At 37.9% G+C, this 12,307-nt stretch carries 7 protein-coding genes; all 7 read left to right on the top strand.

What is annotated here, in order from left to right; all coding sequences use genetic code 11:
- The first annotated feature begins 178 nt into the window (after positions 1-178).
- Entirely contained in the window at positions 179-856 is a 678-nt protein-coding gene (gene clpP / locus BM201_RS00300) for an ATP-dependent Clp endopeptidase proteolytic subunit ClpP (protein ID WP_092539412.1), read from the top strand.
- Between the two features lie 73 nt (positions 857-929).
- Positions 930-2,162: an ATP-dependent Clp protease ATP-binding subunit ClpX gene (gene clpX, locus BM201_RS00295; RefSeq protein WP_092539411.1), complete on the top strand. Its 1,233-nt coding sequence runs from the start codon at positions 930-932 to the stop codon at positions 2,160-2,162.
- A 241-nt stretch (positions 2,163-2,403) separates the two neighbouring features.
- A complete protein-coding gene (gene aceE / locus BM201_RS00290; RefSeq protein ID WP_092539410.1) occupies positions 2,404-5,067 on the top strand; it encodes a pyruvate dehydrogenase (acetyl-transferring), homodimeric type in 2,664 nt (887 codons plus the stop codon).
- 19 nt (positions 5,068-5,086) lie between these two features.
- A complete protein-coding gene (locus tag BM201_RS00285) occupies positions 5,087-6,505 on the top strand; it encodes a 2-oxo acid dehydrogenase subunit E2 (protein WP_092539409.1) in 1,419 nt (472 codons plus the stop codon).
- Between the two features lie 11 nt (positions 6,506-6,516).
- Positions 6,517-7,932: a dihydrolipoyl dehydrogenase gene (gene lpdA, locus BM201_RS00280; RefSeq protein WP_092539408.1), complete on the top strand. Its 1,416-nt coding sequence runs from the start codon at positions 6,517-6,519 to the stop codon at positions 7,930-7,932.
- A 135-nt stretch (positions 7,933-8,067) separates the two neighbouring features.
- The gene (gene dinB / locus BM201_RS00275; RefSeq protein WP_175486946.1) at positions 8,068-9,285 is read left to right on the top strand and encodes a DNA polymerase IV; all 1,218 of its coding nucleotides are present in this window, start codon (positions 8,068-8,070) and stop codon (positions 9,283-9,285) included.
- A 44-nt stretch (positions 9,286-9,329) separates the two neighbouring features.
- Entirely contained in the window at positions 9,330-12,299 is a 2,970-nt protein-coding gene (locus BM201_RS00270) for a DNA polymerase III subunit alpha (RefSeq protein ID WP_092539407.1), read from the top strand.
- Positions 12,300-12,307: the final 8 nt, after the last annotated feature.

Here is a 12,307-nt window from a genome sequence, read left to right as displayed (position 1 = left end):
AAAAACTGCTGGTAGTTCAGTAGAATAATTTGCTTTTGGCTAAGGCCTTCAAATAAACAAATCTCGATTATCGAGTAAGCCTTTTTTATAATTTATACCTATCTTTAAGGCGTTAACCATAACGGTATAACGCCTTTTTTGGCTTTATAGATTACTTTGTAATTAAAAAGAAAAATTGATGGACTACGGAAAAGAATTCGAAAAGTACGCAACCAAACACCACGGAATAAATAGTAATTATTACGATAAAATAGTAAGCAGCATGACGCCTGTTGGGATGACTCCTAACATTATTGAAGAGCGCCAGATGAATGCTGTGGCAATGGATGTATTTTCTAGATTAATGATGGATAGAATTATCTTTATGGGTACTGGCATCAACGATCAGGTAGCAAATATTATCCAGGCGCAATTATTATTTTTAGAGAGTACAGATTCTTCAAAAGATATTCAAATTTATATAAACTCTCCTGGTGGTAGTGTTTATGCTGGTTTAGGTATATACGATACTATGCAATTTATTAAGCCAGATGTTGCAACGATCTGTACAGGTATGGCAGCTTCTATGGGAGCCGTATTACTTTGCGCAGGGGAAAAAGGAAAAAGAAGTGGTTTGCCACATTCTCGAGTGATGATTCACCAGCCACTTGGTGGAGCTCAGGGACAGGCAAGTGATATCGAGATCACTGCCAGAGAGATCATTACTTTAAAAGAAGAATTGTACAATATCATTTCTAAACATTCTGGTCAGTCTTACGATAAAGTTTACGAAGACAGTGATCGTGATTACTGGATGAAAGCTGATAGAGCTAAGGAATACGGAATGATAGACGAGATTCTTACCAGAGAGAAGTAAGATCGAGATTAGACAGAATTAGAAGAGATTTTCAGGATGCTATATTCTGAATTTGAACAGGAAATATAACAAGATGGCGAAAGAGGAATTAGAATGCTCCTTCTGCGGAAGAAAAAAACCTGAAACCAATTTATTGATAGCAGGTTTAGATGCTCACATTTGTGATCGATGTATCGAGCAGGCGCATGGTATTGTGCTTGAAGAATCGAAGCAGGGAGAAGCAAACGAATTATCTTCAGAATTAATGCTAAGTAAGCCTAAATCTATTAAGGCATTCTTAGATGAATATATTATCGGGCAGGAAGCAACTAAAAAAGTAATGTCTGTTGCTGTTTATAACCACTACAAACGTTTATTACAACCAGAGAGCGATGATGATATCGAGATCCAGAAAAGTAATATCGTGATGGTTGGTGAAACAGGTACCGGTAAAACCTTAATGGCAAAAACTATCGCGAAAATGCTTAATGTGCCTTTAGCGATCGTTGATGCAACGGTGTTAACTGAAGCTGGTTATGTTGGTGAAGATGTAGAAGGAATTCTTACACGTTTACTTCAGGCAGCAGATTATAATGTAGATAAAGCTCAACGCGGAATTGTGTTTATCGACGAGATCGATAAGATCGCTCGTAAAAGTGATAATCCTTCGATCACCAGAGATGTATCTGGAGAAGGTGTTCAGCAGGCATTATTAAAACTTCTTGAAGGAACCACGGTAAATGTTCCGCCAAAAGGAGGAAGAAAGCATCCAGATCAAAAATTTATCGAGGTAGATACTGAAAATATTCTGTTTATCGCCGGTGGAGCTTTTGATGGAATCGAAAAAAATATCAGCAAGCGTTTAAATATGCAGGCGGTAGGATTCAGTGCTTCGAAGAGTGATGATAATATCGAAAGAACCAATCTTTTAAAGTATATCATCCCTAAAGATTTGAAGGATTTTGGACTTATTCCTGAAATTATTGGTCGTTTACCGGCATTAACTTATATGAATCCGCTAGATCAGCAAACGCTTCGTTCTATTTTAACCGAGCCTAAAAATGCGATTATCAAGCAGTATACAAAACTGTTTGAAATGGATGAGATCGAATTTAGCGTTACAGATGAGGCTTTAGATTATATCGTAGAAAAAGCGGTAGAATATAAGCTTGGTGCACGTGGTTTACGTTCACTTTGTGAAGCGATCTTAACCGATGCAATGTTCGATCTTCCTGAAAGTGATGTGAGAGAATTTACACTTACTCGCGAGTATGCTGAAGAAAAACTAAATAAATCCACTATGAATGCGCTAAAAGCAGCTTCATAGAAAAGATAATAATTGTTTTAAAGTTAAAAGGCCTCGCAGATATTGCGAGGCTTTTTTATTGCTAAGATTCGATAATTTCTAATACGTTTTCTTTCTTAAAATTTAGGGTACTTTATTTTTCAATTTTTTGAAAGCTTTAGCATAGCGCTATAATCTTCTGTTAATCATTTGAAGTCGGTTTTATTAATTGGTAATTTCAAAGAGATAGACCACTCTATTACCAACTAATAAATCTCAAAGCATGGCAGAGGATAAAGCAGCAACAGCCGAAATTGAAAATCAGGAATGGCTGGATTCCCTTAAATGGGTTTTGCAAAATGAGTCGAAAGAACGAGTAGAAGAAATACTAAAATTACTACGAGCAGAAGCTCAAAGACACGGTGTAAAATCAAACTTACCTTTAACTACACCATATATTAATACCATAAGTCCCGGGGATGAAGAAAAATATCCAGGGGATATCGAAATCGAAGAAAAAATATTAGCCTACATCCGTTGGAATGCAATGGCAATGGTTGTGCGGGCAAACAATAACAGCAAAGGAATTGGCGGGCATATTTCAACCTATTCTTCTATTGCTCATTTATGGGAAGTTGGTTTTAATCACTTCTTTAAAATGGATCGAAGTGCCGGTTCAGATATGGTTTACTTTCAGGGACACGCTTCTCCAGGAGTATACTCCAGGGCGTTTTTAGAAGGTAGATTAACCGAAGAGCATTTAGAAAACTTCCGTAGAGAAATAAAATCAGATAAAGGTCTTACTTCTTATCCGCACCCCCATTTAATGCCGGAATTTTGGAATTTCCCAACTGTTTCTATGGGCTTGGGGCCAATAAGTGCAATCTACCAGGCGCGTTTTAATAAATACCTCGAAAAACGGGGAATCATAGAAAAAGATGATCAACAAATTTGGGCGTATTTAGGAGACGGAGAAATGGACGAGCCAGAAGCCCGTGGCGCTATTAGTGTGGCAGCGCGAGATCAATTAGATAATTTGACTTTTGTAGTCGATTGTAATTTGCAACGCTTAGATGGTCCTGTTCGCGGTAGCGGAAAAATCATTCAGGAATTAGAAGGATTATTTCAGGGAGCAGGTTGGAATGTGATCAAGCTGATCTGGGGAAAAGACTGGGACCCGATTTTCGAAAAAGATACTGAAGGAAAACTGGTGAGCTTGCTTAACGAATTACCCGATGGGCAACTTCAAAAATATGCTTTTTCTGAAGGAGATTTTATTCGTGAAGATCTCTTCGGAAAAGATAAAAACCTGGCTAAAATCGTCAAAAACCTATCTGACGACGAGTTAAAACGCCTGAAGCGAGGAGGGCATGATCATCAAAAGATTTACAACGCTTACAAACAGGCAACCGAGCATAAAGGCCAGCCTACAATTATCCTGGCACAAACCATAAAAGGTTATGGTCAGGGTAAAGCCGGCGAAGCCAGTAATGTTTCCCATAAAACGAAAAGTTTCAAAGAAGAAGAATTGAAAGCTTTTAGAGACTTTTTCAGTTTGCCGGTTTCAGATAAGGAGTTAAAAGATATTCCGTTTTTAAAGCCTAAAAAAGATAGCGAAGAACTTAAATATCTGCACGAAAAAAGAGAAAAATTAGGTGGTTTTCTTCCGCAGCGAAAAGATAAAAGTGAGGTGATTAAGGAACCTGATAAGAAAGTATTCAAAAGCTTTTTAGAAGGTTCGGGCGATGACGAAGCCGCTACCACAATGGTGATGATCCAGACTTTAAGCCGCTTATTCAAAGATGAAGAATTAGGGAAATATATCGTTCCTATTATTCCCGATGAAAGTAGAACTTTTGGAATGGAATCTTTATTTAGGCAAGTTGGAATTTATGCGCCGGGCGGTCAATTATACGAGCCGGTAGATAAAGAAAGTCTTCTTTTTTATAAAGAATCTGAAGACGGTGCGATCATGGAAGAAGGAATAACCGAATCTGGTTGTATGGCCGAGTTTATTGCAGCGGGTACTGCCTATTTGAACCAGGCAAAACCAATGATTCCGTTTTACTTTTTCTATTCGATGTTTGGTTTCCAACGAACAGGAGATCTAATGTGGGCAGCGGCCGATGCTGGTGCTAAAGGGTTTCTCGTAGGAGGAATTTCTGGGAGAACCAGTTTACCGGGAGAAGGTTTGCAACACCAGGATGGGAATAGTCATTTATATGCTTTAGCATTTCCAACACTAAAGGCTTACGATCCTGCATTTGCTTACGAGCTCGCGACCATTGTAAAAGCTGGGATCAAAGAAATGTATATCGATAAAGAGCATTATTTCTATTATATCACATTAGGAAATGCCACTTACAAAATGCCTAAAATGCCAAAAGATAGCGAAGAAGGTATTTTAAAAGGAATGTATAAATTCCAAAAAACCAGAAAACGCAAAACCGATAAAAAAGCGCATCTTTTTGGTAGTGGTTCTATTATGGCTGAGGTGTTAGAAGCAGCTGAAATCTTAGAAAAAGAATACGATGTTGCGGTAGATATTTGGAGTATTACCAGTTATAAATCGCTTTATGATGATGCGATCGATACCGAGCGTAACAATCGCTTAAAAACTCAGCTAAATAAAGATAAAAATTATATCCAGGAATGTTTAGATGATGAAAAAGGAGTTTTTGTAGCTGCTTCAGATTATGTAAAAGCATTGCCAGAATCGATCGCAAAATGGTTTCCCGCAAATCTTGCTGCGTTGGGAACCGATGGTTTTGGCCGTAGTGATGCGAGACCAGAATTACGCGAATTTTTTGAAGTAAACGCAGCTCATATTGTTTTTGCTACGCTGTACGAATTGGCAAACGATGGAAAAATTAAAGCGAAGCAGCTTAAAGAAGCGGCAAAAAAAATTGATATCGATGCCAAAAAACCAAATCCAAGAACATCCTAACCAATAAAAGAAAAAGAAAATGGCTAAAGAAATTAAAGTTCCACAAATAGGAGACGGAGTAGAATCTGCAACAGTTTCTGAAATATTAGTTGCTGAAGGTGATAAGATCGAAAAAGATCAGGGTGTTATTGCTGTAGAAAGTGATAAAGCTTCAGTAGAAGTGCCAAGTTCGGCTGCCGGAACCATCAAAGAAATAAAGATTAGTGAAGGCGACGAGGTTGAAGTTGGGCAGGTGATCATCATGTTAGAAGCTGCTGATGAAGACGAAGAGGAAGTTGATGATAACGAGGAATCTTCAGAAGAGCAGGAACAAGAAAAAACTTCCGAAGAAAATGAAGAAACAGAAGATGATGAAGCTGAAGAAAAAAGTTCAGATAAGAAAAAGAAAAAAGTAAAAGAAAAAAAAGCTAACGATAGTGAAGAGGAGTCTGAAGAAGACGAAGAGGATGAAAAAAAATCATCTAAAAAAGACAAATCTGAAGAATCTGAAGAAAAATCTTCTGAAGAAAGCGAAGATAAAACGTCTAAAAATTCTTCAGGTAAATCTACCGGAGCCGGAATTCAGGCTTCGCCGGGTACACGTCGTTTAGCTCGTGAACTAGGTGTAGATCTTGGTGAACTGGCAGAAGAGATTTCTGGAAGAATTTCAGAAAAAGACGTCAAAGAATTTTCTAAAAAAGGAAGTCAAAAATCTACAAAATCAGCTTCAGTTGCTTTACCAGATTTTGAGAAATGGGGAAGTGTAGAACGCAAGCCACTAAATAATATTCGAAAAGCAACAGCGAAAAATGTGACGGCTTCCTGGCAATCTGTGCCGCATGTTTTTCAGTTCGATGAAGCCGATATTACAGATATTCAGCAGTATTTAGAAGCGAATCAGGATAAAGCTGAAAAGGCCGGCGGTAAATTAACAATTACAGCATTACTGACGAAAATCGTAGCAAGCGCACTTGTTAGATTTCCAAAATTTAACGCCAGTGTAGATATGGAAAACGAAGAAATGATCCTGAAAAATTATGTAAATATCGGGATTGCAGTAGCTACAGAGAAAGGTCTTTTAGTACCGGTAATTAAAGATGCCGACAAGAAAAGCATTATAGAAATTGCTGTAGAATTAAGCAATATTGCTGAAAAAGCCAGAGATGGAAAATTAACTAAAGAGGATATGGAAGGTGCTAACTTTTCTATTTCTAATCTTGGTGGAATTGGCGGAACTAATTTTACGCCAATTGTTCCCGCGCCACAATCCGGAATTTTAGGAATTTCACGTTCGGCTAAAAAGCCTGTGTACATCGACGACGAATTTAAACCAAGAGAAATTTTACCGCTTAGCTTATCCTACGATCATCGTTTAATCGATGGTGCCGATGGCGCAGCATTTATAAATTGGATCACGCAGGCACTACAAGATCCTTATAAAGCCTTGCTTGGGGCATAAAACTAGAGATTATGGCAAATAGCAAGAAAGAGAAAAAAGAATTGGTGGTGATCGGTGCAGGCCCGGGCGGTTATGCAGCAGCTTTTAGAGCAGCAGATCTGGGAATCAAAACCACTTTAATTGATCCAGAAGCCAACCCCGGTGGCGTATGTTTATATCGCGGCTGCATTCCTTCAAAAGCCTTGTTGCATGTAGCGAAGGTGAAAAAAGAGGCTACAGAATTATCGAATTTCGGGTTAAGTTTTGATGAACCTGAAATCGATGTGAAGAAAATTGCAAAGTGGAAAGATGGTGTCGTAAAAAAACTTACCGGCGGTTTAGGCCAGCTTAGTAAAGCCAGGAAAGTTGAGTTTATCCAGGGGAAAGCTTTTTTTAAAGATGAAAAAACGCTAGAGGTTGAAGAAAACTCAGGTGAGTCGTACGAGCTTGAATTCGAAAATGCAATTATCGCTACAGGATCTACACCAACCGAATTGCCAAATATCGAAGTAGATCATAAACTTATCTGGAATTCTAAGGACGCGCTCGATCTTAAAGAAATTCCGAAGAAATTATTAGTGATCGGTGGCGGTTATATCGGCTTAGAATTGGGTAGTGTTTATGCTAATTTAGGAAGTGAAGTTTCTATTGCTGAAATGACTTCTGGTTTTTTGCCGGGTGCCGATCGCGATCTGGTGAAAGTGTTTGGAAAAGAACAGCCCTTCAAAAATTTGTATTTTGATACCAAAGTCGAAAAAGTAGATCCTAAAAAGAAGAAGGTTGAAGTGGTATTGAAGTCGGGCGATAAAGAGGAAAAAAAGAAATTTGATAAAGTGCTGGTAGCGATTGGGCGACAGCCTAATGCAAAGGCCAGTAAGCCGCAAAATGCAGGGGTAGAAATTGGAGAAGACGGTTTTATAAAAGTCTTTAATAATCGTAAAACTTCAGCAAATAATATTTATGCGATCGGTGATATCACCGGGCAGCCTATGTTAGCGCACAAAGCCTCACACGAAGGTCGTGTTGCTGCGGAAGTTATAAAAGGAGAGAAAGGTTCAACCTATGATGCAAAGGTGATTCCTGCAATTGTTTTTACAGATCCTGAAATTGCCTGGTGTGGGCTAACAGAAGAGCAGCTTAAATCATCGAATATCGATGCTAAAGTGGTTAAATTTCCATGGTCGGCGTCGGGGAGAGCAAAGGCTTTAGGAACCGATAACGGACTTACAAAACTGATCGTCGATAAAGAATCTGAAGTTATTCTTGGTGGTGGCGTTGCCGGTAAAAATGCCGGGAGTTTAATTCCTGAAATTGCATTGGCCATAGAAATGGGAACGACCGCAAGAGATTTGTCGCTTACCGTGCATCCACACCCAACGCTTTCTGAAACAATTATGGAAAGTGCTGAATTGTTCTACGGAAGCCCTACACATATTGTTGATAACTAATTTTAGCTGAAAGTCCCTATGTTCATAGAGACTTTGAAAATGTAAGTGATGTAAAGCGAGATTTTAACTTTCTCGCTTTATTTATTTTTATAATTTTGGAATAAATCCATTAAATAGGATTAAATCCAATAATATATGATTTCGAAGTCTATTTTACATCTCGACCTGGATTCATTTTTTGTTTCTGTAGAACGAAAACATCATTCAGAATTAAATAACAAACCGGTGATCGTTGGTGGGATGGGCGATCGTGGCGTGGTGGCTTCGTGTAGTTATGAAACCAGAAAGTTTGGTGTACGATCTGGAATGCCAATGAAAATTGCTAGAAGACTTTGCCCACAGGCAACTTATATAAAAGGGAACGCCAGTATTTATACTAAAGAGTCGCATTTAGTAACTGAGATTATTAAAAATCAGGTGCCTTTATTTGAAAAAGCGAGTGTAGATGAGTTTTACGCAGATCTTACCGGGATGGATCGTTTTTTTGGGATCGAGCGATTTGCCAAAGAACTTCGCGAAGGTATTATTAAAGAAAGTGGTTTGCCAATTTCGGTAGGATTGTCGCAAAATAAAGTGGTCTCTAAAATTGCAACCAGTGAGATAAAGCCCGATGCAATGAGTGTTATTAAATTGGGTGAAGAAAAGGAGTTTTTAGCGCCGCTGGATGTGAATAAGATTCCCATGATCGGTAATAAAACGTTTCAATTATTAATGGGACTTGGGGTCTATAAAGTGAGAACGCTTCAGGAAATGCCGGTAGAAGTTTTAGAAGGAGTTTTAGGTAAGAATGGACGCACGATCTGGAAACGGGCTAACGGAATAGATGATTCTCCTATTATTCCGTTTCACGATCGAAAATCGATTTCTAACGAGCGAACTTTTCATAAGGATACTACAGATATTACACGTTTGCACGCTACGTTGGTGGCGATGACCGAGAGTTTGGCCTTTCAGTTACGTCGAGGCAATAAATTAGCTTCGAATATTAGCGTGAAACTTCGGTATTCAGATTTTCAAACCAGCACACTTCAGGCTAAAATTCCGTATACCAGTGCCGATCATATTTTAATTCCGAAGGCAGAAGAACTTTTTAAAAAACTATATAATCGTCGGGTTTTGATTCGGCTGGTTGGCGTAAAACTAAGCGGACTCGTAGGCGGGCATTACCAGATCAATCTTTTTGACGACAGCGAGAAGATGCTGAGTTTGTATAATTCTTTAGACCGAATTAAAAACAAATACGGTGAACGCAGTGTGGTAAGAGCGGTAAGCATGGGCGCAAGAACTATAGGAAGGATGAGAAATCCTTTTGATGGTGAACCGCCGATCGTGCTTGCGCATCGAAATCAATAATTACATCTTAAAATATCAAATTTCAATATAGAGGAAAGGAAATTATGTATTTAAACTGTCATTCTTATTTTTCGTTGAGGTATGGCACTTTTTCTGAAAATGATCTGCTAAAATTAGCAGCGTCGAATAAATCAAAGTTTGTAGCGCTTACCGATATTAATAATACATCAGCTTGTCTAAATTTTTTAAAACAGGCTAAAAATTTTCCTGTAAAACCTCTTGTAGGGATCGATTTTCGTAATGGTGTAGATCAGCAATATGTGGTGATCGCTAAAGATCGTGATGGATTTAGACAAATGAACGAGCATCTTTCTAAACACCTCCATGCTAAAAAGAATTTTGATGAAAAAGCACCGATATTAGCAAATTGCTATGTGATCTATCCTTTTAAAAAAGTACTGAAAATGAACAAAACTGAATTCAGAGAAAATGAATTTATCGGGGTTTCGGTACGTGATCTCAATAAGCTGAAATTTTCAGCATACAGAAAGCTTACTGCAAAATTGGTGGTTTTACAGTCGGTTTCTTTCCGAAGTAAAAAAGATTTTAACGCCCATCGATTATTGCGTGCTATCGATAATAATACATTGCTGAGTAAACTTCAGGTGGAAGAGCAGGCAGATCCTGAAGATAAAATGCTTTCCGAAGAAAAATTAATCAAAGCTTTTAATGAATTTCCTAAAATTTTATCGAATACTGAAGCACTAGCTGAAAGTTGTAATGTTGAATTTACCTTCAGTAAAAAACAGAACAATAATTTATCGAAAATCGAAGGAGAAAAAGCTGATGAATTTAAGCTTAGAAAATTATGTTTTGAAAATATCGAAAAGCGATATCCAGAGGCTACAGAAAAGGTTTATGCGCGGTTGGATAAAGAGCTTACGGCAATCATAAAATTAGGTTTTGTTTCTTATTTTTTGATTAATTACGAGATCGTAAAATATGCACGCAAAAAAAAATATCCGGTAATTGGGCGAGGAAGTGGTGCCAACTCGATCGTGGCTTATATTATTGGAATTACCAATGTAGATCCCATAGAACTAGACCTATATTTTGAGCGTTTTATTAACGAAAATCGAAGCTCGCCACCAGATTTTGATATTGATTTTTCCTGGAAAGACCGTGAAGATGTTACCCGTTTTATTTTTGATAGTTTCGATCATGTAGCTTTGATGGGAACTTATGTAACTTTTAAAAGGCGAGCGGTGATTAGGGAATTGGGAAAGGTTTTTGGACTTCCCAAAGCCGAGATCGATAAGCTTTCTTCAGGAAGGTTTCATGTTTCCAGTTTAGATAAAATGGAACTTTTAGTGCTTAATTATGGAAATTTGATAGCTGGTTTTCCCAATTATTTAAGTGTGCATTCTGGCGGGATTTTAATTCTGGATAATTCAGTTTTTAATTATGGTGCGACTTTTTTGCCACCTAAGAATTTCCAGACGATCCAGATCGATATGAATATTGCTGAAGAAGTTGGGATTCATAAATTCGATATCCTGGCGCAGCGCGGTTTGTCTAAAATCACAGATACTTTAGAACTAATTCGGCAAAATCAGCCTGAAGCTTTTGTTGAAGATATCGATGATATTCCAAAATTTAAAAGTGATCCAAAAATTAACGATCTGCTTAAGATTGGTGATTGTATGGGTGTTTTTTATGTGGAGTCGCCCGCCATGCGAGGTTTGTTAACCAAGTTGCAAACAGATAACTATATGAATCTTGTGGCAGCAAGTTCGATCATACGACCGGGAATTTCTAGCGGCGGGATGAAGGAGGAATACATTAAAAGACATCGCGATCCTAAACGGCGAAAATTAGGGCATCCTGTAATGTTAGATATTATGGATGATACCTACGGAATTATGGTCTACCAGGAAGACGTGATGAAAGTAGCGCATCATTTTGCCGGGCTTAGTTTTGATGATGCCGATGTGTTACGTCGTGGGATGAGTGGAAAGAAAACTTCAAAAGGACAAATGGAGAAAATTGAAGCGCAATTCCGCAGTAATTGTAAAGAAAAGGGCTATACGCAGCAGATCACCGATGAGGTTTGGGAACAAATCTCATCATTTGCAGGTTATGCTTTTCCGAAAGGTCATTCGGCTTCTTACGCTGTAGAAAGTTACCAGAGTTTATATCTAAAAAAATACTTTCCGTTAGAATTTATGGTGGCGGTGCTCAATAACGGTGGTGGATTTTATTCGGTTGAAACCTATGTTCAGGAAATAAAAAATTGCGGCGGGAATGTGCATGCTCCCTGCATTAATAATAGTGATCACCCCAATACGATCTTTGGTAAAAATATTTACCTGGGGTTTGGGTATATCAAAGAGCTGGAGACAAAAACGGTGCAACAAATTCTTGAAAATCGACAGTTTTTTGGCGTTTATAAGAGTCTAGACGATTTTATCGATCGAGTAGAAATTTCTATAGAACAACTTAGAATTCTATTAAAAGTCGGGGCGTTTCGGTTTACGGGAAAGGATAAACATCAATTGCTTTGGGAAGCTTATTTTAGGAAGATAAAATCAAAAAAGAAAAACGATCAGCCGGGACTTTTTAAGATCGAGCATAAAGAGTACACTTTGCCTGAATTTCAATATTCAGTATTAGTAGATGCTTACGATCAAATCGAGCTTTTGGGCTTTCCGTTGTGTAGTTATTTTAAATTATTGCAGCAGCCGATAAGACAATCTGTAAGTGTAAAACAGCTTACTGATTTTGTAGGAAAACAAGTAAGAATTTATGGAAAGTTGGTTTGTAAGAAAAAAACAACCACTTCTAATGGCAAAGAAATGTGTTTTGCTACGTTTTATGACGTAAACCATGATATTTTTGATACTGTGCAGTTTCCAAATCAAGTAACTAAGTATCCGTTGTATAATAATGGGATTTACCTATGTGTAGGAAAAGTGAATAACGAGTTTGATTATATTTCTATAGAGGCTGATATAATCGAATTTCAGAAGATTCAGGTAGATCCTCGTTTAGTATCTTCTCAATTTAGTGCTTAATTTTTGAT

It is taken from the genome of Zunongwangia mangrovi (genome assembly GCF_900112105.1).
GTDB classification, from domain to species: domain Bacteria; phylum Bacteroidota; class Bacteroidia; order Flavobacteriales; family Flavobacteriaceae; genus Zunongwangia; species Zunongwangia mangrovi.
This window is presented reverse-complemented; position numbering and strand designations above follow the sequence as displayed.

Excerpts from the sequence above, each read along its gene's own strand:
- clpP (WP_092539412.1), top strand. The coding sequence starts at position 179 with ATGGACTACGGAAAAGAATTCGAAAAGTACGCAACCAAACACCACGGA.
- clpX (WP_092539411.1), top strand. The coding sequence starts at position 930 with ATGGCGAAAGAGGAATTAGAATGCTCCTTCTGCGGAAGAAAAAAACCT.
- aceE (WP_092539410.1), top strand. The coding sequence starts at position 2,404 with ATGGCAGAGGATAAAGCAGCAACAGCCGAAATTGAAAATCAGGAATGG.
- BM201_RS00285 (WP_092539409.1), top strand. The coding sequence starts at position 5,087 with ATGGCTAAAGAAATTAAAGTTCCACAAATAGGAGACGGAGTAGAATCT.
- lpdA (WP_092539408.1), top strand. The coding sequence starts at position 6,517 with ATGGCAAATAGCAAGAAAGAGAAAAAAGAATTGGTGGTGATCGGTGCA.
- dinB (WP_175486946.1), top strand. The coding sequence starts at position 8,068 with ATGATTTCGAAGTCTATTTTACATCTCGACCTGGATTCATTTTTTGTT.
- BM201_RS00270 (WP_092539407.1), top strand. The coding sequence starts at position 9,330 with ATGTATTTAAACTGTCATTCTTATTTTTCGTTGAGGTATGGCACTTTT.